The sequence below is a fragment of the Mycobacterium gallinarum genome, from assembly GCF_010726765.1.
GTDB classification, from domain to species: Bacteria; Actinomycetota; Actinomycetes; order Mycobacteriales; family Mycobacteriaceae; genus Mycobacterium; species Mycobacterium gallinarum.
On record NZ_AP022601.1, the window covers coordinates 2,566,976 to 2,587,818 of the forward strand.

A 20,843-nucleotide genomic window follows, 5' to 3' on the forward strand; every position below is an offset into this window, starting at 1 on the left:
GCCTCAGCTATCCGGGACAAACGTCCTGTTGACAGGTGGTTACGGTCGAGTAGGTGTAACAGCGCTGATCAAGGCGGTATTGTTATCGAATCGTTATCTAAATTTTTCGGCCATCTTCACCTGCGGCATTGCGGCGTGCAGAGTCGACAACTGGACATGATTTGTCTTGTCAGCGAGGCCGGCCACCATCGGAAGTTTGCTGGCTCTACTTACTGACCGGTAAGGTTTTTAATCCCACTGGCCGTATTGCGGCTTGAGTATGTGGTTGATGTCGACCCCGACGCCTCCGACGGAGCGCTTGTCGATCTCCACCTGGTGCAGATGGGCCGCCGGATGGGCGATCTTGCCGGGTGATCCCCAATTGTGCTGCCAGTACCACGCGCCGAGCCCATCCTGGGCAGCCCACTCGATGGTCTTCGAGTTGGCGTAGACGCCGGTGCGCTGATGTCCCAGCACCGCCTCCCAGCCCCGCAGATACGGCGCGACCTGCTGCTTGTACTGCTCGTACGTCGGATCGTCGTCGATCGACGTGTAGATCGGCGCTCCGTAGGAACCGCCGGCGGCGACGTGCAACTCCCATCCCCGCTTGGCGTGCGCGACACCGGCGTTCTGCCCGCCGAGCCAGTCGGCGGTGTCCTGCTTGCCGTACTGGTAGCAGGACACGATCTTCAGACCGTTTTGATAGAGGTCACGCGCCTCGGCGATCTGGATCGGCTTACCCAGCATCCAGGCACCCCCGGGCCTGCGGTCGGAGACGTACCGAATGGCGCCCAGCGCGCCCGACGCCCGGATGTCTCTGGCGCTGATCACCCCGGCTGCATAGTCGAGCAGGACGCCCAACGGCGCCGCCGAAGCCGTCACGGGAGCAGCCGCGGACACCAGCGTCTGCAGACCTGCGCCCGCGGCAAGCGCGGCGGGCAACGCGACGGCACCTTTCAGCACGTCGCGCCGGGAAATTGACACGTGCCACAGAGTACGACAGCAACATCACTTTTCACGACAGCGCCACTGGTCACACCTGCATCAAGATTTACTGTCACGGCGAGGTAGCCGAGCGAACACGAGCTGGCGTGAAATCCGCGATGAACTGCGGCGCGACCATTCCGATTCCTACGATTGGCCATGCCCTCGGACACCATCAGCGCTGGATCTGCTGTGGATGTCCCCGCCGGCGATCAAGAACCGCAGGTTGAGCTGATCGGCGTCCGAAAGGAGTTCGGCGGCGGCGTCGTGGCCGTCCAGAGCGCCGACCTCACAGTCGCGGACGGCGAACTGTTCGCGATCCTCGGCCCGTCCGGATCCGGAAAGACAACCGTCCTGCGCATGATCGCGGGATTCGAGCAGCCCACCGCCGGGACCATCAGGCTCGGCGGCGCAGACGTCACCGCCCGTCCGGCGCGACACCGCGACGTCAACACCGTGTTCCAGGAGTACGCACTGTTCCCGCACATGACCGTCGCGCAGAACGTCGAGTACGGCCTGAAGGTGCGCGGGGTCCCCAAGGCGGAGCGCAGACGTCGAACCAGCGACGAACTCGACTTGGTCCGGCTCACCGAGCATGCGTCCCGACGCCCGCAGCAGTTGTCGGGCGGGCAACGTCAGCGCGTCGCGCTCGCACGCGCACTGGTCGGACGGCCACGGGTGCTGCTGCTCGACGAGCCGCTCGGGGCGCTGGACCTCAAGCTGCGCGAGCAGATGCAGATCGAACTCAAGGAGATCCAGCGCGAAGTCGGCATCACGTTCGTGATCGTCACTCACGACCAGGACGAGGCGCTGAGCCTCTGCGATCGGCTCGCGGTGTTCAACCACGGGCGCATCGAGCAGGTCGGTCCGTCGCGCGAGGTCTACGAAAACCCGGTCAACAGATTCGTGGCTGATTTCGTCGGCACCTCGAACGTGCTTGTCGGCGCCGTCGCCGAAGCACTCGTGGGACGTTCCGGAACGTTCGTGGTACGGCCCGAGCGTATCGGCGTCTTCGCGGCAGACACCGACTCGGTGCCCGGCGTGCGCACGGTCGCGGCCACGGTGTCTGAGCTCATCTACGCCGGCCCCACCACCAGGATCACCGCGCGCACGCAGATCGGCGTCGATCTCACCGCCACGGTCCTCACCGCCAGCACCTGGCTGCCGCCCGACCTACATCACGGCAGTCCAATCACGTTGGCCTGGCCAGAAAAAGCGGTACACACCCTGACGAACGAGGAGTAGCGATGCCGTCCAGAACACGAGTCAGTCTTGTGCTCGCCGCGTGCGCCGCCCTCATGCTGGCCGGCATCACCGGATGCACCGACCAACCCGGCAGAGACGAGCCGCCGCCGAAGCTGGAGCCCATGGAGGCCATCGGCGACGGCGAGGGCGAGCTCAACCTGATCGCATGGGCGGGCTACGCCGAGGACGGTTCGAACGACAGCACCGCCGACTGGGTGACGCCGTTTGAGCGACAGACCGGTTGTCAGGTCAACGTGAAGCTCGGCAACACCTCCGACGAGATGGTGCAGCTGATGCGCAGTGGCCAGTACGACGGCGTATCCGCGTCCGGCGATGCGACGTTGCGGTTGATCTACGCCGGAGATGTCGCCCCGGTGAACACCGATCTCGTGCCGAACTACGCCTCTATTTCGCCGTTCCTCAAAGACAAACCGTGGAATTCGGTGGACGGCAAGATGTATGGGATCCCTCACGGCTGGGGCGCCAATCTGCTGATGTACAACATCGAGGTCGTTCGCGATGCCCCGAACTCATGGGCGGCGGTATTCGACGATGCGGACAAGTACAAGGGCAGGGTCACCGCGTACGACTCCCCCATCTACATTGCCGACGCGGCGCTGTACCTGTCCAAGTCGAAGCCGGAACTCGGCATCAAGGATCCGTACTCGCTGACGCCCGAACAGCTCGACGCGGCAACGGAATTGCTCAAGAAGCAGCGGGAGAGCATCGGCGAGTACTGGTCGGACTACACCAAGGAGGTGCAGGCGTTCGAATCCGGCACCTCGGTCATCGGTACGACATGGCAGGTCATCGCGAACACGATCGGCTCGGAAAACAGGGTGCAGGTCAACACCGTTCTGCCCAAAGAAGGTTCAACGGGGTGGTCGGACACCTGGATGATCTCGTCGAAGGCCGCGCACCCCAATTGCATGTACAAGTGGATGAATTGGATCTCCTCGCCGGAGGTCAATGCCCAGGTCGCCGAGTTCTTCGGCGAGGCTCCGGCCAACACCGAAGCGTGCAAGTACACCGTCGAACCGGACTTCTGCGACATCTACCACGCCACCGACGAAGACTTCGCCGCCAAGATCCATTACTGGACCACACCGCAGAAGAATTGCGTGGACGGCAGCGGGGATAATTGCACGGCCTACAACGAGTGGGTCGACAAGTGGCAGCAGATCAAGGGGTGATGTTGCGCGGGGCCGCCTCGTCGGGGTCCGTGCGACGGCGTATCAGCCTCGGCTTCCTGCTCGTGCCACCCTTGGCCTGGCTGGTGGTCGCATATCTCGGATCCCTTGCCGTGCTCCTGGTTTCGGCCTTCTGGAGCACAGACGCCTTCACCGGCGCGGTGGTGCACTCGTTCACCTTCGACAACATCGTGCGGGTGGCGACCGACGAGCTTTTCCGTACAGCGGCGGTACGCACCGTATCGGTGGCGCTGGCCGTCACCGTGATCTGCGCCGTGCTCGCCGTGCCGCTGGCGTTCTACATGGCCAAGGTCGCGTCACCGCGGGTGCGGCTCGCGCTCGTGGTCGCCGTGACGACCCCGCTGTGGGCCAGCTATCTGGTCAAGGCATACGCGTGGCGCATGCTTCTATCCCCCGAAGGCCCACTGGTCTGGGCGACCGACTACACACCCGGGTATGGCCTGGCCGCCACCATCGTGACACTGACCTACCTGTGGCTGCCCTACATGGTCCTTCCGGTGTTCGCGGCGTTCACCCGCGTTCCGGACTCGCTGCTCGACGCGAGCGCCGACCTCGGCGCCTCCGACATGTCCACCCTCCGAATGGTGCTGGCGCCGTTGGTGTTCCCCGGTATCGCCGCGGGCTCGATATTCACCTTCTCGCTGTCGCTCGGTGACTACATCGCGGTGACGATCGTCGGCGGCAAGACTCAATTGCTCGGCAACATCATCTACGGCCAACTCGTCACCGCCAACAACCAGCCGCTGGCCGCCGCGTTGTCGATCATCCCGCTGCTGGCGATTGTGGCGTATCTGTTGGCGATGCGGCGCACGGGCGCGCTGGAGAACATCTGATGCTGTCGAACACCGCCCGCCGCCTCGTCCGGGGCTGGACGCTGCTCGTGTTGCTCTTCCTCTATGCGCCACTGCTACTCGTGGTGATCAACGCGTTCAACACCTCCCGCACATTCGCGTTTCCCCCGACGGGATTCACGCTGCACTGGTGGACGGACGCCTGGAACAGCCACGGTATGTGGCAGTCACTCGTGAACTCGGTTGTCGTCGGTCTCGGCGCAACGGTCATCGCGCTGGTGTTGGGCACGATGGCAGCCTTCGCCGTGCAGCGTTACGACTTCTTCGGCAAGCATGTGGTGAGTCTGCTTGTGGTACTACCGATCACGCTGCCGGGGATCGTCACCGGCATTGCGCTGAATGCGACGTTCACATCCGCACTCGGCATGTCTCTGGGCATGGCCACCGTCATCATCGGGCACGCGACGTTCTGCATCGTGATCGTCTTCAACAACACTCAGGCGCGGCTGCGCCGGATGGGAAGCAGCCTGGAGGACGCCTCGGCCGACCTCGGCGCGTCGCCGTGGCAAACCTTCCGCTACGTGACCTTCCCGACGATGCGGGGATCGGTGGTCGCGGGTGCGGTGCTGGCGTTCGCCCTGTCCTTCGACGAGATCGTCGTCACGACGTTTACGGCAGGCCCGGCCGTGCAGACACTCCCGATCTGGATTTTCGGAAACCTCTTCCGGCCCAACCAGGCCCCCGTGATCAACGTCGTCGCCGCCGCGCTGACCATTGTCGCAATAATCCCGGTGTGGCTGGCGCAGCGCTTCGGCGGAGATCCTGCCGTCAGCCGGGTGTAGTGCCCGCACACCGGCGCAGGAGCTCGCTCAGCAAGCCGCCGGCTGGGTGGCCGGTGGCCACCGTCGCCAGCTGCCGCCGCAGCGACTCCTCCATGCGAATCGACAAGACGTGACCCCATAGCTCGCGGTAGTCCCTCGCCATCTGCCCCAGGTCGTCGAGCTCGCGCGGCTTAGGCCGATGGTCCTTCCCGAACTTCGCCTCGACGGAATCGCCAAGCGCTCGGACGAAGCCACTGACCAGGCCGTCGGCGGCGTCCCGCGACGACTCGTAGATTCGCAGCAGCGCGCGGACGTAAAGCAGCTGATCGGACGTGCGGCCCAGAATCTCGGCGATCGACGGGTCGACGACGACGACGCTGCCGGCCCGTGCCTCGGCGAAGCCGAGTTCGATCAACTTTCGCGCCGCCTCACTGTCGGGATCGATGCGGACGGCACGGGGTTTTGGGGCCGGCTCACCGCCGGAGGGCCGTTGGTCGCCGGCGTCGGACGCACCGTCGGGTTCGTCGTTCGGCGTGGGCCCCAACAGTGCTCGCTGGATACCCAGGATGTCGGCCAGGTCGGCGCCTTGACGCATGCTCGCGAAGAACTCGGCGATGTGGGCCGAGTTGAAGCCGCGGCGCAGCAGCTGGTTGATGGTGCGCAACTGTGACAGGTGGTAGTCGTCGTAGAACGCCGAACGGCCGACGCGGCGGGGCGCGTCGAGCAGCCCGCGTTCGCGGTAGGCGCGGATATTGCGGGCACTGACGCCGGATATCTGGGCGAGTTCTTCCAGACGGTACTCAGCCATTGAAAACCGCCCCGATCGACATCGGGGCGCGGAGTAGCCGTGGACCGCGACGGTTCATCGCTCCACTCTAGCGCGCACGTGCAGATTTAGCGAATGGTTACCTAACAGGAGAATGAGTATTTAGCTACTCCGGTAATGGGTTTCTATCTGCATATTTACCTCTGTGGTAATTTTTGATCATATTTGAATGCAACCTCTCAGCCAACTTTTTTCGTCGAGGCTGGCCGATCGGGTGAGTGATTTCACGGTTGACGGATTGGCTTCCTGAGCGGTCGTTGCGGGAGGATGAATTTGGCAGACATTAAGACAAATCGGCGGTAGTGAGGTTTCGGCGTGCGTCCCTGGATCGTGTGGACCACCGGACTCTTCGCCTATATCGTCGCCGTCCTCGACCGCACCACGCTCGGGGTTTCCGGCCTGGACGCGGCCGACCGATTCACCGCAAGCCCCACCGTCTTGTCGGCGTTTGTGGTGCTGCAGGTCGTCGTCTACGCGGGCGCGCAGGTACCGGCCGGGCTACTGCTCGATCGGTTCGGTTCCAAAACGCTGATCGTCGCGGGTGCCACGCTGATGGCGTCGGGCCAGCTGGCGTTGGCCTTCACCGAATCCCTGCCGGTCGCGATCGGTGCGCGCGCGGTCGTCGGACTGGGGGACGCGTTCACCTTCATCTCCGTGCTGCGCCTGGTTCCGCATTGGTTCAGCCCCCGGCAGGTGCCGCTGGTCACGCAGCTGACCGGGATCTGCGGCCAGCTCGGCCAGGTGCTGTCCGCCATCCCGTTCTTCGCTCTGCTCGCCGGCTCGGGCTGGACCACCGCCTACGTCTCGGTGGCCGCGCTGGGAGTGCTGTCGATCATCCTCACCCTGCTGCTGGTCCAGGACACTCCCGAGGGCCGCATCGTCGAAGCCGAAGCCACGTCGCTGCGCGAAATACTGGTCAGCGTGAAAACGGTGTGGCTGCGACCGGGGACCCGGTTGGGCTTCTTCACGCATATGGGCACACAGTTCTCGGTGACGGTGTTTGCGCTGATGTGGGGTGTGCCGTATCTGACTGTCGCTCAGGGTCTTTCGGCAACCATCGCAGGCACCTTGCTGACTCTGTCGGTGGTCGCCGCGATCTCTGCCGGCATTCTGGTCGGCATCTTCACCGGACGTCATCCGAACCGCAGGTCGCGGCTGGTGCTCTGCATCATCGCCAGCAACGCCGTCATCTGGTCCGTGGTGTTGGCGCTGCCCGGCCGGGCGCCGCTGTGGCTACTGGTGGTTCTCGTGGTGGTCATCTCGGTCGGCGGCCCCGGATCGATGGTCGGGTTCGACTTCGCCCGAACCTTCAATCCTCGGGCCACGCTCGGCACCGCGTCGGGCATGGTCAACATGGGCGGTTTCATCGCGTCGCTGTTGGTCATGCAGTTCATGGGCGTCATCCTCGACGCGGTGGGCGACATCTCGTTCGAATCGTTTCGGCTGGCGTGGACGGTTCAGTACGCCGTCTGGGCGCTTGCGGTGGTGGGCATCCTCATCACGCGCCGCAAGGCGCGCGCCGTGATGCGGGCGGAGAACGCAAGTCCACATCTCGTGATCGAGGGTTTCGAACCGCATCCCGCGCCGCGATAGCTCCGATCAAGCGGGTGTCGCCTTCTCCTTGGCACGGTGATGGCCAAGCAGTTCGTATCCGATCACCGTCACCAGCGGCGCCAATGTGACGACCAGCAGACAGTTCGCCATCGAACGGCCCGAATCGGCCAGCCACACCGCAACGGCCAGCACCACGGCGGTGAGTCCCAGCAGCAGCACGAGAACGGGTTCTGCCTTGCGCACGATCACCATGTAGAGCGCGTAGATAGAGGCGATGTACAGCCCAACCGGCACAGCGACAGTCAAGACGGTCTCGGCCGCACTCAGTTTCGAGTGGTGCTCGATGTAGTAGGCGGCGGCGTGCAGACCGGCGCCCGTTGCCACGATGGCGCCGTACATCACGATCGGCAGGTACCCGAACCAAAACGAGCGGTCGGGGTGGGCGTGCAGCAGTTCGGCGTGCGGCACCACGAAATACGACCACCACATGCCAAACGTGAGCCCCACGCCTGCGACGGCGACGAACGCGGCGTCGAACGTCCAGCCCTGCGCGCCGACCACGGCCGACAACGACGCCACCGTTCCGACCACACCTTCGCCGAGAGCGATGATCGCCAGCAGGCCGTAGCGTTCGGCAATGTGGTGCGCGTGCCACGGGGTGCCGCCCCTGCGGGTCTCGGCCAACAGCGGGCCCAGAGTCTCCACCCCGATCAGGAGTGCGACCACGATGAGCGTCACCGGAACCGACGTGTGCAGCAGCAGGGCGGCCAACCAGCCGACCTGTGCGAGGGTCACCCACAGCGCGTAGGTCAGGCACGCCGGCCGGTGTTCGGGGTCTTGGCTGGCCGCGCGTAACCACTGCCCCACCAGGGCAATTCGCATGACGATGTACCCGCCCACCATGACGCGGTTGTCGACGTGCTGGCCGTGTTCGATCGAGGCGAACATCGGCGGGAAGCCGAGCGCCATGATGATGACGCCGACCATCTGCAGCATCGTCATCAGCCGGTAGACCCAGTCGTCGGTGTCATACGCCGAGGCGAACCAGCTGAAGTTGATCCACGCCCAGCACACCGAGAACGTGGCGAGGGAGAAGCCGAGCAGGCCCGCGCCGATATGATTTTCGGCCAGGAGGTGGGCGAACTCATTGGCGGCGATGCCGAACGCGATGACGAACGTCAGGTCGAACAGCAGCTCCAGCGGCGTCGCAACACGGTGCTGTTCGTCGGGGTCACGACCCGTCATCCGGCGCACCCGGTGGTGGATGATCGTCGGTCGCTGCGCTTCAGTCATGTGGTCTGTCCTTTCCGGCTACATTTCACCGCATCCCCTGGCGAGGCACCGCACGACATCGGTGAGATATGGAGTAGCGCACTACTCACGCCCTGGCGGGTAGCGGGATCCACGATCGAAACGTGGACCAGTTCTCAGTGAGCCTGCTCGGCGACTTCGCGGTGTATCACGGCGATCGGCACGTCACCCTGCCTCCCGCCTCTCAACGGCTTGTCGCGCTCGTCGCGATGAAGCGCAAACCTGTGCACCGCCTCTGGGTGTGCACCAAGCTCTGGCCGAACGTCCATCTCCCCAAGGCCGTCGCGAGCCTGCGATCGGCGCTGTGGCGCCTCCGGCCCGCCGGCGCCGGGCCCCTGCTGACGGTGGATCCGCAGTACCTTCAGCTCTCTCCAGACGTCTACGTCGACTTTCACCACTCGGCCGATCTCATCGAGCTGCTGCTCGACGACAATGCCGACGCACAGTTGATGGCCGACTTGCTTCCGCTGCTTCGGGCGGGCGACCTCCTCGACAGGTGGTTCGAGCAGTGGGTCATCAGCGATCGCGACCACTACCACCTCAAGCGCAAGACGGCTCTGCAGATGATCGCCGACCGCTGCGCCGCCGAACCGAGGACCCCGTGAACGCGTTCTGGGTGGTGAGCATCTCGGTCTGCGTTCCGCTCGCCGCGATCGGCCTGTACAACCTGCAGGTGCGCCTGGAGCGGTGGGACCACGACCGGCACGCAGAAGACTGACGGTCGACCGGGGGGTCAGACCTTGCGAACTGGCCGGGGCAACAGCGCACCGCGGCGGGACGGTCCGCAGTGACAAGATGACAGCATGAGCGCAAGGCCGGGCCCCGACGCCGTCGCCGTCGTCTTGGCAGCCGGTCTGGGAACCCGGGTCGGCGCCGACGGTAACAAGGCCTATCTGCGGATCGCAGGCCGCTCCATGGTGGCGTGGTCGATCGACACGTTGACACGAGTGCCCGAGATCGCTCGCACCGTGCTGGTGTTCCGGCGCGGAGAGTACGAGTTGGCCAGGGATACGCTGCAGAGTGAAGTACCAACGGCCACAGTCGAGTTCGTCGAGGGAGGCGACACCAGGCACGCGTCGGAGTCCAATGTGCTGCGGTATCTTGCCACCGACATCGACTCTGGGGCCGTCGACGTCGTCATCATCCACGATGCCGCCCGGCCGGTCGCCGGGCCGGACATGTTCGTCACCGCGCTGTCGGTCGCCCGCGAGTTCGGTGGCGCCATCCCCGCGCTGCCGGTCGCGGATGTGATTCGCACCCGCGGCCATGACGTCGAATTGTTGGCCGGCTCCGCAGCATTGGTGCGCGTCCAGACCCCCCAGGCCTTTCGCGCAGCGACGCTGCTGCAGGCATACCGCGCGGCCGAACGTGAAGGGTTCGAGGGGACGGACACATCGTCGTGCGTGGAAGCGTTCACCGATGTCGAGGTCCGCACCTTCCGCGGCGAACAGCGCAACCTCAAGGTGACCTACGCTGCGGACATCGCGGTCGCCGAACGCCTTCTCACGCGCCGCTGATCCTGCTCGCGATGATCGCTTCGACGAACTCGGCGTCCTCGGGCAGCTCGGCACGGAACGCATCGGGGTCACCGTCGACGAAGGTGACGGGCACCGCGGCATCGATGGCCACCGCGATCTCGTCGAAGTCTGCCGACGCGCCCCGTTCGAGCAGTCCGGCCAACGCGTCGACGGTGAAACCGCGCGGATATTGGACGGCGCGCAACACCGACCGATCGACGGTGGCGGTGATCGACCCGTGTCCGTCGACGGCCTTGACACTGTCGGTCACCGCCAGTGCCGGCATCACGACTGCGCCACCACAGCGCATGCCTTCGACGACACGGGCGGCAAGGTCGGCCGGCGCCAACGGTGTGGCGATGTCGTAGACGAGCACGTGGCTCGTCGAGAACGCCGCTCGCTGCAGATATTCCAGCGCCGCGCCGAGACAGTCGGCCCTGTGAGCCAATCCACCTACCGCCGCGACACTCACCGCTGCCAGATCCCGGGACGCGAGAGCGGTGCGCACGTCGCCGACAAGCGACGCGGCAGTGGCGATGACAGTCCGACTCGGTTCTTCCACCGTGTCGAGCATCGATCGCACGATTCGGGGCAACGGCGGCTCGGTCCCCACCGATAGGAATGCTGCCGCCGGGTTGTCGACGACCGAAACCGGCAGCGGCACAACGGCCGAAAGCTCCACTTTCGCGCGCCGCTAGACCGGGTCGAAGGTGTTGATCAACCAGCGGCCGTCGATCTTCTTCAGTCCGACCTTGACGCTGCTCGCTGCGAACGAGCCGTCCGGATTCTCCTTGCTGGTGGTGACCTGGTTTACGAACACCAACACCGTGGCGGAGTCGGGTTGCATATCTGACACCGCTGCCCGCACTACCGATGCGGCCGTCTTGACCTGCTTTTCCTTGGCCGCGGGAGTGACGATCTGCTCGGTGAATTGCGTGTAATACGAGAGAAAGTCGCCGGTCAGATTCGACTTGGCGGCGGCGAAGTCCTTGTCGAGAGACTCCGGCGAATACGACAACAACGCCACGGTGCCGTTTTTCGCGGCTTCCAGAGCGACGTTCGTTGCGTCCGCGTTGGTCTGCTGGTCTATCCGGTACTGAGAGAAGTACAGCCACCCGGCAACGCCGGCGGAGGCAACCAGTGCGACCGCGACGAGGATGGCCCCGATATTTCGGCGGACGATGCCCCGGTCGCCGCCGCGCGCGGGCTTCTCATCGGATACCTTCTCGGCGGTGCCGTCGCTGGAATCGTCTGTCGATTCGCCGGACTCAGTGATCTCGACGGCTTGGCTACTTTCCTCGGCGGTCGGGTCGTCCGCCGGCACTGTGGTGTTCTCGTCGGCGCTCATGGCACGAACTCGACTTTCGCCATCTTGATCTGTCCGCCGTCCACTCGTTCCAGGCTGACCTGCAGTCGCCATGCGCGCGGCTCTTGTTTGGCGCCTGAGGAATTGGTCACGCGGGAGGTGGCCGCAACCAGCACGACCGCCTGATTCGGGGTCATCGATTCGACGGCGGCGGCAGTGACCGTGACGTCGGTGATGACTTTCGAATCCTGAGCGACCTTGACGAAATCCGCAGCCTGGTCTTCGAAGTCCGCTTTGAACTGGCCGGTGGTGTTCTCGATGATGCGCTGAACGTTGTCTTCGGCGGTGTTGAAGTCCAGCGACATCAGCGTCACGACTCCCTGCCGGCCGGCGGCGGCGAACTCTGCATTGAGCTGTTGATTCTCGGTTGCCTTCCGGTGCTCGTTCACCATGAGCACGCTGGCGGTTATCAATGCGGCGGTGCAGAGGACCGCGAGTGTCATCGCCACCACCTTGACGATGAGCCCCCAGCGGCGTCCCTTCGGAGCGGCCTCCTGGTCGTAATCAACGGCAGCGCCCTCGACGGCGGCCTGGGTCTCCACCGCTTCATCCGCCGCGACCTCGTCGTCGGCCTGGTTCTCCGCGTCGGCCTCGGCTTTGGCTTTGGCTTCGGCCTCCTGCGCCTCGCGACGCAACCGGATCGCCTTTGCCTTCGCGCGCGCCGCGGCGGCAGCGGCTTCGGCCTCGGCCGCCTCGGCTTCGGCCTCCTCGGCCAGTGTCAGCGCATCGTCGGTCGTGCCGTCCGCCTCCAGTGGCGGTTCCACGGCGCGCTGATCAGTGTCGGTCGCCGACGCGCGGCGCCTGAATGACGGCACAGCGACCTCCTTGTCTGTATGTCCCACTACTTACGAGAATGCCATTTTCTTTTATTGCGTATCGCCGCGACGATACCCTCCACTCAAAGGCCGGACTGATGCCGCCCTTCCTGCGGAAATGCTATTTACACGCTGTGCACGCGCTCAGCTGTGCAGCTTCTTCAAGTCGTCCTTCACCACCTTGCCGGTGGCGTTCAACGGCAGCTTGTCGAGGAACTCTACATACCGGGGCACCTTGAAACCCGCCATTCGTCCGCGGCTCCACTCGATGACGTCGTCGCTGCTCATCGCTCCTGCGTCGGCCTTCACCACGATGAACGCCTTGCCCACCTGACCCATCCGCTCGTCCGGCACGCCGATGACCGCGGCCTGCGCGATCGCCGGATGCTCGAGCAGAAAGCCCTCGATCTCGGCGGGATAGGCGTTGAATCCGCCGACGATGAACATGTCCTTCTTGCGGCCGACGATCCGCAGCCGTCCCGCGGCGTCGAGGGTGCCCAGATCGCCGGTGTGCAGCCAGCCGTCGCGATCGATCGCCTCGGCGGTGGCGACGGGGTCATCGAGGTACCCCTGCATGACGTTGTAGCCACGCACCAACACTTCGCCGTCATCGGCGATCCGCACCTCGACGTCCTCGCACGGCAGGCCCGCCGTGGTCGCGACGTCCTCGGGTGAATCACCCGGCCGAGACAACGTGACGTTACCCGCCTCGGTGAGCCCGTAGCCGGTCATCAGCGATTCGAAGGGCAGGTCGTCGCGAATGCGCCTGATGAGTTCGACCGGGATGTCTGCGGCGCCCGTAACCGCGGCCCGCAGCGTGGCGAGCTTGGTCTTGTCAGCGACCGTGAGCAGCGAGTGGTAAAGCGTCGGCGGGCCGGGCAGCATCGTGATGCGTTCGGCCGCAACGAGTTCCACCACACGATCGATGTCGAACACCGCAAGCGGCACCATTGTCGCGCCGCGCAGGAACGACGCGACCAAACCGGCCTTCAACCCGAAGGTGTGGAAGTACGGGTTGATCATCAGGTAGCGGTCACCTTCACGGAGGTCCGCCAGCGTGGCCCACTCCTCGTAGGCTCGTAGCGTCTGCAGATGATTCATCCTGGCGCCCTTGGGCCTGCCGGTCGTGCCCGATGTGAAGATGATGTCGGAGATGTCGTCCCCGCTGACCTGACGATGCAGAGGTGAACCAGAGGCCAGGAAGCCGGACTTCAAGTCGATGACCGGCGGACGCCGGCCGGTGTTCAAAGAGGGCAGAGAGTAATCCTGGTTCAGGAAACCCTGTTGGACCATGACGGCCTTGGCCCCACTGCGGACGATGATGTCGCCGGCCTCGTCAGCCTTGAACCGCGTGTTCACCGGGACCAGCACCGCACCCGCGGTCATGATTCCGAACGCGGCGATCATCCATTCCGCGGAGTTTGGCGCCCAGATGGCTACCCGATCGCCCTTCTCGATACCGAGGTCCGCGAACGCCCCTGCCGCACAACGGATCCGATCGACGACTCCGGAAAAGGTGATGCGCAGCGAACCGTCGACAACCGCTTCTGCATCGCCGAAGCGGTCCGCCGCGCTCAAGACCATCTCGGGGATGGTCTGGAAAGGTTGACTACCCGTCACACGGTGACAAGGCGGCCGAGGTTGCCGCCCATGATCTTCGCCTGGTCTTCGAGCGCAAGATGTTCGAGCGCGGTCACGTAGTGGGTCGGCTCAGCCAGGCCCTCCGGGTGCGGCCAGTCGGAGCCGTACAGCACCTGTTCCACGCCGATCAGGTTGATGAGCTCGTCGATGCCCTCCTCGTAGAACGGGCTGACGTAGATGCGGTTCTTGATCTCCTCGATCGGGTTGCCGAGGAAGGCCTCCGGCGCCTTCTTCCATACCTCTGCCATTGAATCCAACAGCGGGAACATCCACTTCGAGCCGGCCTCGACGATGCCCACCTTCAGCTTCGGGAACCGGAACAGCGCACCGTGAATCACCCAGGAAGCCACCGCATCCTGAATCGGGCGCCACTCGTTGAGGATCGACATGGCGTTGGTCTGGAACGGCAGCATCTCCTGGGCCGCACCGTCCCACTCGGAGGTGTACCGGGAGTAGCCACTGTCAGACGAGTGCATACCGACGAAGATGTCGTACTCGACGACGCGCTCCCAGAAGGGATCGAACTCGGGCAGCGCGAACGAACGCGGGCCGCGGAAGCCCGGCACCGGTGCGGGACGGATGAGGATCGCGCGAGCACCGCGCTTGACGCACCACTCCAGTTCCTCGATGGCCTTCTCGACAATGGGCAGGGTGATCACCGGCGTGGTGAAGATCCGGTTCTGGTAGTTGAAGCCCCACACCTCATGCAGCCACTCGTTGAGCGCGTGGATGATCACGTGGATGGCGACCGGATCGTCGGACAGGCGTTCCTCGATCAAGCTGGCCAGGGTCGGGAACATCAGCGAACGGTCGATGCCCAGCTCGTTCATCTTCTCGAGGCGCGGCTCGGGCTCGAAGAACGCCGGAATGGCGCGCATCGGCTCACCGAACAGCTCGCGCTTGCTCTTGCCGTCGGGGTTTCCGAACTTGAAGTACTCCTCCCAGGCGCCCGGCTTGGCGACGACGGAGAAGGTGGGGTTCGGGATGTAGTTACTGATCACGCCCTTGAGCGCGATCTTGGTACGGCCATTGATCTCGACGTACTGGACGATGTCCTTGTACTCCTTGGGGAGGTACTTGGTCATCGCCTCCGGCGGCTCGTAGAGATGGTTGTCCGCATCGAACAGCGGAAACGGAATGTCGACGCGGTGCGACAGCTGGCCCATGAAAGACTCCTTATCCTCTGACGAGAATCCTATTCTCCTAGCGCGATGGTAACAAGGTTTTCGCCGTAGTGGTAATGACGTTACCGGTGGGGTTGCCTACCGCTCACGCATGCAATGACTGCCTGACGCGAAACTTCTGAACCTTGCCACTCGCAGTGCGCGGGTAGTCGTCCACCCGGTGCAGCTCCTCGGGCCACTTCTGGACCGCGACACCCTGCGCCTTGAAGTGTTCTCGCACCTCGTCAAGCGTCGGCATCTCCGAGCCGTCGCGAACGCGCAGCACTGCGGCCGCGCGCTCGCCCAGACGGTCGTCGGGCACCGCGACGACCACGGCTTCGGCGACGGCCGGCATACCGAGCAGGACCTCCTCGACCTCCAGCGCGCTGATGTTCTCGCCGCCCCGGATGATCACGTCGGCCTTGCGATCGGTGATCGTGAGGTAGCCGTCGTCGTCGAGGACACCGACATCGCCGGTGCGGTACCAGCCGTCGGCGTCGAACGCGCTCGCGGTGAGCGCCTCGTCGGTATAGCCGAGGCACAGGTCTGGCCCTCGGCTGAAGATCTCGCCGTCGGGCCCGAGCCGGATCTCCACCCCGGGCCGGACGTCGCCGTCGGTGAACAGGCGCTTGTCTTCCGGCGCGCTGCGGCGCGACCCGGTGATCGACGGGTGCTCGGTACTGCCGTAGGAACGGAACACGAACATGCCGAGATCGGCCAGGCGCCGTGTCACTGCCGCCGGAACCGTCGAGCCGCCCAACCCGACCGTCGTGAAGTGGCGCACGTGGTCCGGCGTGCAGTCCGGATGGTCGAGCACGCTCGTGACGAAATACGGCGGCCCGCCGCCGATCGACAAACCGTCGCGTTCGATGAGCTCGAGTACCCGGCCCGGGTCCCACACGTCACACAGATCGATGGGCGCTCCTTCGAGCACCGGGATGAGAAATGCGCCGAGCATCCCGATGAAGTGCCCCACCGGGGTCGCCGTCAGCTGCCTGCCGCGGTCGGGCGGGTAGTTCTCCAGGAGCTGACGCGTCTCGAAGCCGAGGGTCTGGTGGCTGTGAATGACCCCCTTGGGGTTGCTCGTGGTGCCCGAGGTGAACGCGATCAGCGCCGGGCTGGCCGGGTCCGCGCCGATGGTGCCCGGCATCGGGTCGTCGGCGAGGAGGTCGTCGAACGTGTCGCCGACCAACCCGACGATCGGCACGTCCGCGCAAAGGTCGGCCTGAAAGGTCATGCGGCCGAATTCGGCGGTGGTGATGAAGACCTTCGGCCGTGCCGTCGTCATGATGTGACCGAGTTCTTTGCGCCCGTAGAAGTGCACGATCGGCACGACCACCGCACCCAGGAAGGTCGCGGCCCAGAACGCCGCAGCGGCCTCCATCCAGTTGGGCAATTGGATGGCGACGACGTCACCCGCGCCCACGCCGCGCGACCGAAGTCCCGCCGCCAGCCTGCGGGCCTCGGTCTCGACGTCATCGAAGGTGCCGGAGTACGGCCGCACCGCGGAATGCACGTTGAAGGCAGTCGCTGGATTGGCCGCCAGTCCGCCGGCCACCAGGTCCCCGAGTGTTTCCTGTGTCCACCAACCTTCGGCGACGTAGCGTTTCGTCAGGTACTCAGGGATTTTTCGCATGTATTCGGCTGCACCTCCGCGTCGGGCCCCCGATGTTATTCTCCGCTAGAGAGAATGCCAATACCGGGAATGGAGAACGCTAGATGGTGGACCTCGAGCTGGACGACGGGCTGGCGGTCATCACCATCGACCGGCCGCATGCCCGCAACGCCATTTCCCTGGAGACGATGGACCAACTGGAGAAGGCGCTCGACAGCGCTGACGGTGCCCGGGCGCTCGTCATCACCGGCGCCGGTGACCGCGCCTTTGTCTCCGGCGGCGACCTCAAGGAACTCAGCGCGCTGCGCACCGAGCTCGACGCCTCGGCGATGGCTTTCCGCATGCGGACCATCTGTGACCGGATCGCCGGCTTTCCCGGGCCGACGATCGCGGCATTGAACGGGCACGCACTGGGCGGGGGCGCCGAGTTCGCGGTGTCTGCGGACATCCGGGTCGCGGCCGACGACATCAAGATCGGATTCAACCAAGTGGCGCTGGAGATCATGCCGGCGTGGGGCGGCGCCGAACGTCTCGTCGCGCTGGTGGGTTACAGCCAAGCGCTGCTGCTGGCGGGCAGCGGCACCATCGTCGGTGCAGCGGAGGCCGAACGGCTGGGGCTGGTGGACCGCGTCATCCCGCGGGCATCGTTCGACAGCGGCTGGCGTGATCTCGCCCGCGCCATGGCCGGCCGTCCGGCAGGAGAGATCAAGCGCGTCATGAAGGGGGCGACGACGACGGAGGCTGTCGCAGCCTTTGCGCGCCTGTGGGTTTCAGACGAACACTGGTCAGCCGCCGACAAGGTGATGAAGCGCGACAAGTAGCGCCTACCCCCCGAGGACGCGGATCGGATCGCTACCGTCCCAGTCGACTGCGGCATCACGTACGAATTTACCCATGCCGGAAGTGATTTCGTTGTCTTCCATGATCTCGATGACGGTGGCGGGACTATTCGGCGGCTCGAGATAGGCGAACCGTGTTCCGACGTTCTCGTCTCCGAGCCAGACCACCGGCCAGCCGGCATCACGCACAGATGCCATCGTCGCGTCGAAATCATCCGTCCAGTACGCGAGTTGGTGGTAGCCAGGACCACTGGCCGCGAGAAATTCGGTGTAGATGCTCGGGGTGCTGTCCTCTTGCTGGATCAGCTCGATCTGCATCTCCCCGCTGTTGGCTAGCGCCATCGAGATCGTGACCTCACACGGGTCGCCGCGATAAGACGCTCGTATGGGAATACCCCGCATGACGAAGAACGGGCCGACACCCAGGTCGATCCACGGCACGAGCGCGTCGTCGAGATCCTCGACGATGTAACCGATCTGTCGGATCGGTCCGGGCAGGATGCTCATGACTGCGGGATCACCGTGACACCGGACTGCACCCGCGCGATCTGCGTGGTCCGGCGGGCGATGCGCCATCCGTCGGGAGTACGGGCGAGTTCGTCGTCGTAATGACCAAGGGCCTCAACCCAAGTGGCCGGATCGTCGGGAACCGCCTGCAGATGCGCGAAGACATAGGATCTGGCGGTGGCCCGATCGCCGTCGACAGTGATCGTGAAGTTGGACAGCCGGTGGTAGGTGGGCCCCATCGAGCTGTGGAGCTGCTCCATCAACCCGCTGATGGCGTCGACACCCGAATACCGCCCGACCTCGCCGTAGTCACAGTCGACGTTCTCGGTCCAGCAGGTGCGCAACAGCGCCCAGTCCTTGAAATCGATTCCGGTGGCGTAGCGGATCAGAACGTCGGCGATCTGCGCTTTGTCGGCATCCACACGGGCAGGCTAACGCGTTGCGACCGCGGCCAGCACCATGAATGCGCGAAGAACGCCGAGTCCGCACCGGTACACATAGGGTGATGACGTGCGGCGTTGGCGCGGCGATCCGGTCGATCGCGTGCTGGTTGCGGCGTCGGAACTCGAACTTCCGCCCGCCGTGTTCAAGACGTGTCCGTGGCAGCCCCGGGAGCTCATCGACACCGGTCTCCGGCAATGGTTGAGGTGTTGCGGCGCGGCTCTGCGCGACGATCAGATCATCGGGATGCCATCTCACGCCGTTGACGAGGCATGGCACGGCCTGATCCTGTGCACCGCCCGATACGCCGCGTTCTGCGAAAGGGCATACGGCCGGTTCCTTCATCACCATCCCGAGGGCGGGGCACCCGCGGGTGCCGTCACCGATTCGGCGGAGGAACGACTGCGCAGGACGGTGATCGCCTGGTCGATGGTGGCGCAGCCGGGTGAGCAATGTGTGCTGTGGGACCTCGATCGGAGTGTCGGGGTGGATCAGCCGTGGGGCGTGGATCCCGCGAAGGTGACGGCGATCGAGGCCGACATCTCTCGAGTCAGGTGAGCGGCGGCAACGGGTGATGCGGACGTTGTTCTCTCTAGACGAGAACGTCATTTCCGATTATGGTCACTCCGTGTCCACCCAGAAAGCGCTCGCCCCCGAGATCTCCACGTGGCCCGACGAGAACCCGCAGCTGATCGGCAGCCGCTGCGGTGTGTGCGGAGCGACCACCTTCCCTGTCCAGCAGCGCTGCCCAAAGTGCAGCGGCGGCGAGATGACCGACGTGCATCTCCCCCGCCAGGGCACCCTGGTCGCCTGGACGACGCAGGGCTTTCCGCCCGGCGCCCCGTACAAGGGGCCCGCGGGTAAGGACTTCGTGCCGTTCGGCGTGGGCCTGGTCCAGCTCGATGACGTGATCCGTGTCGAGGGCCGGCTGACCGAAAACGACCCCGAGAAGCTGCAATTCGGCATGCAGGTCGAGCTGACCATGGTGCCGTTCACCACCGACGACGAGGGCAACGAGATCATCACCTTCGCCTTCCAGCCCGTCTAGAGAGGACCGTGACATGACCAACGACGTTGCGATCATCGGAGTGGGACTCCATCCGTTCGGCCGGTTCGACAAAACAGCCATGGAGATGGGCGCCGAAGCGATCCAACTCGCCCTCACCGACGCGGGTGTCGAATGGAAGGACATCCAGTTCGGCTTCGGCGGGAGCTACGAGGTTTCCAACCCCGACGCTGTCACCCGCCTGGTGGGGCTGACCGGCATCACGTTCACCAACGTGTTCAACGCGTGCGCGACGGCGGCCTCGGCGATCCAGCAGACGGCCGACACCATCCGCCTCGGCAAGTACGACATCGGCATCGCCATCGGCCTGGACAAGCATCCCCGCGGCGCATTCACCGACGACCCAGCCAAACTGGCCCTGCCCCAGTGGTATGCCGAGAACGGCCAGTTCGTCACCACCAAATTCTTCGGCATCAAGGCCAACCATTACATCCACAAGCACGGCATCTCCCAGGAGACGCTGGCGCGGGTGGCCAACAAGAACTTCCGCAACGGTGCGCTGAACCCGAACGCGTTCCGCCGCAAGGAGATCTCGGTCGACGAGATTCTCAACTCCGCGGTGCTGAATTACCCGCTCACCCAGTACATGTTCTGCGCTCCGGACGAGGGGGCGGCCGCGGTGATCATGTGCCGCGGGGATATCGCACACAAGTTCACCGACAAGCCGGTGTTCGTGCGTGCCAGCGAGATCCGGACCCGCACCTACGGCGCTTACGAGGTGCACGCCACGAGTGCGCCACTCGACGAGGACCCGTCGCCGACGGTGTACGCCGCCAAGGCGGCCTACGAGGCGGCCGGAATCGGTCCCGACGACGTCGACATCGCCCAGCTGCAGGACACCGACGCGGGCGCCGAGGTGATCCACATGGCCGAGACCGGGCTCTGCGCGGACGGCGAACAAGAGAAGCTGCTGGCCGATGGCGCCACCGAGATCCACGGCACCATTCCGATCAACACCGACGGCGGTCTGATCGCCAACGGCGAACCCATCGGCGCCTCGGGTCTGCGGCAGGTCCACGAGTTGGTGCGCCAGCTTCGCGGCGAGGCGGGTGACCGGCAGGTTCCCGGGGAGCCGAAGGTCGGTTTGGCGCAGGTCTACGGCGCGCCGGGTACCGCCTCAGCGACGATTCTTTCGGTCTGAGCCAGATCGA

The 20,843-nt window shown here is 64.9% G+C and carries 22 protein-coding genes; 11 read left to right on the top strand and 11 right to left on the bottom strand.

From position 1 onward, the window contains the following. Positions 1 to 228: 228 nt before the first annotated feature. The gene (locus G6N42_RS12405; RefSeq protein ID WP_163729859.1) at positions 229 to 963 is read right to left on the bottom strand and encodes a DUF1906 domain-containing protein; all 735 of its coding nucleotides are present in this window, start codon (positions 961 to 963) and stop codon (positions 229 to 231) included. A gap of 159 nt (positions 964 to 1,122) precedes the next feature. Here G6N42_RS12405 and G6N42_RS12410 point away from each other — a divergent pair, with 159 nt between their 5' ends. From G6N42_RS12410 to G6N42_RS12425, 4 genes are read left to right on the top strand one after another with little or no spacing between them, the layout of a single operon-like run. Beyond that, positions 1,123 to 2,208, top strand: coding sequence for an ABC transporter ATP-binding protein (locus G6N42_RS12410; protein ID WP_163729860.1), 1,086 nt, complete (start codon positions 1,123 to 1,125; stop codon positions 2,206 to 2,208). A gap of 2 nt (positions 2,209 to 2,210) precedes the next feature. Then, on the top strand, positions 2,211 to 3,401 hold the full coding sequence (locus G6N42_RS12415) for an ABC transporter substrate-binding protein (protein WP_163729861.1): 1,191 nt from the start codon (positions 2,211 to 2,213) through the stop codon (positions 3,399 to 3,401). Further along, the gene (locus tag G6N42_RS12420) at positions 3,401 to 4,252 is read left to right on the top strand and encodes an ABC transporter permease (RefSeq protein ID WP_163737403.1); all 852 of its coding nucleotides are present in this window, start codon (positions 3,401 to 3,403) and stop codon (positions 4,250 to 4,252) included. Before G6N42_RS12415 ends, G6N42_RS12420 begins: the two co-directional genes overlap by 1 nt. Next, positions 4,252 to 5,052: an ABC transporter permease gene (locus G6N42_RS12425; RefSeq protein ID WP_163729862.1), complete on the top strand. Its 801-nt coding sequence runs from the start codon at positions 4,252 to 4,254 to the stop codon at positions 5,050 to 5,052. Before G6N42_RS12420 ends, G6N42_RS12425 begins: the two co-directional genes overlap by 1 nt. Here the strand turns inward: G6N42_RS12425 and G6N42_RS12430 are convergent. Then, entirely contained in the window at positions 5,039 to 5,839 is an 801-nt protein-coding gene (locus G6N42_RS12430; RefSeq protein WP_163729863.1) for a MerR family transcriptional regulator, read from the bottom strand. The two genes, G6N42_RS12425 and G6N42_RS12430, sit on opposite strands and share 14 nt — an antisense overlap. A gap of 333 nt (positions 5,840 to 6,172) precedes the next feature. Here G6N42_RS12430 and G6N42_RS12435 point away from each other — a divergent pair, with 333 nt between their 5' ends. Beyond that, positions 6,173 to 7,450 (top strand): MFS transporter, encoded by a 1,278-nt coding sequence (locus tag G6N42_RS12435; protein ID WP_163729864.1) that lies wholly within the window; start codon positions 6,173 to 6,175, stop codon positions 7,448 to 7,450. A gap of 6 nt (positions 7,451 to 7,456) precedes the next feature. Here the strand turns inward: G6N42_RS12435 and G6N42_RS12440 are convergent, their stop codons facing one another. Beyond that, on the bottom strand, positions 7,457 to 8,704 hold the full coding sequence (locus G6N42_RS12440) for a low temperature requirement protein A (protein ID WP_163729865.1): 1,248 nt from the start codon (positions 8,702 to 8,704) through the stop codon (positions 7,457 to 7,459). A 122-nt stretch (positions 8,705 to 8,826) separates the two neighbouring features. Here G6N42_RS12440 and G6N42_RS12445 point away from each other — a divergent pair, with 122 nt between their 5' ends. Both G6N42_RS12445 and G6N42_RS12450 read left to right on the top strand, forming a co-directional pair. Further along, entirely contained in the window at positions 8,827 to 9,327 is a 501-nt protein-coding gene (locus tag G6N42_RS12445; RefSeq protein ID WP_163729866.1) for an AfsR/SARP family transcriptional regulator, read from the top strand. 198 nt (positions 9,328 to 9,525) lie between these two features. Continuing rightward, the gene (locus G6N42_RS12450; protein WP_163729867.1) at positions 9,526 to 10,239 is read left to right on the top strand and encodes an IspD/TarI family cytidylyltransferase; all 714 of its coding nucleotides are present in this window, start codon (positions 9,526 to 9,528) and stop codon (positions 10,237 to 10,239) included. On the opposite strand, the gene G6N42_RS12455 is transcribed toward G6N42_RS12450, so the two are convergent. The 6 genes from G6N42_RS12455 to G6N42_RS12480 form a co-directional block, all read right to left on the bottom strand. Next, the gene (locus G6N42_RS12455) at positions 10,226 to 10,921 is read right to left on the bottom strand and encodes an IspD/TarI family cytidylyltransferase (RefSeq protein WP_163729868.1); all 696 of its coding nucleotides are present in this window, start codon (positions 10,919 to 10,921) and stop codon (positions 10,226 to 10,228) included. The two genes, G6N42_RS12450 and G6N42_RS12455, sit on opposite strands and share 14 nt — an antisense overlap. A gap of 12 nt (positions 10,922 to 10,933) precedes the next feature. After that, positions 10,934 to 11,587, bottom strand: a complete 654-nt coding sequence (locus G6N42_RS12460; RefSeq protein ID WP_163729869.1) for an Rv1363c family protein — start codon at positions 11,585 to 11,587, stop codon at positions 10,934 to 10,936. Beyond that, a complete protein-coding gene (locus tag G6N42_RS12465; RefSeq protein ID WP_163729870.1) occupies positions 11,584 to 12,420 on the bottom strand; it encodes an Rv1363c family protein in 837 nt (278 codons plus the stop codon). The genes G6N42_RS12460 and G6N42_RS12465 overlap by 4 nt, the downstream gene beginning before the upstream one ends. Positions 12,421 to 12,564: 144 nt before the next feature. Further along, positions 12,565 to 14,040: a FadD3 family acyl-CoA ligase gene (locus tag G6N42_RS12470; RefSeq protein ID WP_163729871.1), complete on the bottom strand. Its 1,476-nt coding sequence runs from the start codon at positions 14,038 to 14,040 to the stop codon at positions 12,565 to 12,567. Continuing rightward, on the bottom strand, positions 14,037 to 15,227 hold the full coding sequence (locus tag G6N42_RS12475) for an amidohydrolase family protein (RefSeq protein ID WP_163729872.1): 1,191 nt from the start codon (positions 15,225 to 15,227) through the stop codon (positions 14,037 to 14,039). The genes G6N42_RS12470 and G6N42_RS12475 overlap by 4 nt, the downstream gene beginning before the upstream one ends. A gap of 103 nt (positions 15,228 to 15,330) precedes the next feature. Continuing rightward, positions 15,331 to 16,860, bottom strand: coding sequence for an AMP-binding protein (locus tag G6N42_RS12480; protein WP_163729873.1), 1,530 nt, complete (start codon positions 16,858 to 16,860; stop codon positions 15,331 to 15,333). A gap of 83 nt (positions 16,861 to 16,943) precedes the next feature. Here G6N42_RS12480 and G6N42_RS12485 point away from each other — a divergent pair, with 83 nt between their 5' ends. After that, entirely contained in the window at positions 16,944 to 17,660 is a 717-nt protein-coding gene (locus G6N42_RS12485) for an enoyl-CoA hydratase/isomerase family protein (protein ID WP_163729874.1), read from the top strand. Between the two features lie 3 nt (positions 17,661 to 17,663). Here the strand turns inward: G6N42_RS12485 and G6N42_RS12490 are convergent, their stop codons facing one another. Then, positions 17,664 to 18,185 carry a VOC family protein gene (locus G6N42_RS12490; protein WP_163729875.1) on the bottom strand — a complete coding sequence of 174 codons (522 nt, stop codon included), beginning with the start codon at positions 18,183 to 18,185 and terminating at the stop codon, positions 17,664 to 17,666. Then, complete coding sequence (locus tag G6N42_RS12495) at positions 18,182 to 18,607, bottom strand: nuclear transport factor 2 family protein (RefSeq protein WP_163729876.1); 426 nt, start codon at positions 18,605 to 18,607, stop codon at positions 18,182 to 18,184. The genes G6N42_RS12490 and G6N42_RS12495 overlap by 4 nt, the downstream gene beginning before the upstream one ends. An 88-nt stretch (positions 18,608 to 18,695) precedes the next feature. Between G6N42_RS12495 and G6N42_RS12500 the strand changes: the two genes are divergently transcribed. Genes G6N42_RS12500 through G6N42_RS12510 form a run of 3 tightly spaced genes read left to right on the top strand, consistent with a single transcriptional unit; the run spans position 18,696 to position 20,833 of the window. Next, positions 18,696 to 19,184, top strand: coding sequence for a UCP032817 domain-containing protein (locus tag G6N42_RS12500; protein ID WP_163729877.1), 489 nt, complete (start codon positions 18,696 to 18,698; stop codon positions 19,182 to 19,184). A 16-nt stretch (positions 19,185 to 19,200) separates the two neighbouring features. Further along, positions 19,201 to 19,674, top strand: coding sequence for a Zn-ribbon domain-containing OB-fold protein (locus G6N42_RS12505; RefSeq protein WP_163729878.1), 474 nt, complete (start codon positions 19,201 to 19,203; stop codon positions 19,672 to 19,674). A gap of 13 nt (positions 19,675 to 19,687) precedes the next feature. Next, positions 19,688 to 20,833, top strand: coding sequence for a thiolase family protein (locus G6N42_RS12510; protein WP_163729879.1), 1,146 nt, complete (start codon positions 19,688 to 19,690; stop codon positions 20,831 to 20,833). The last annotated feature ends 10 nt before the right edge of the window (positions 20,834 to 20,843 follow it).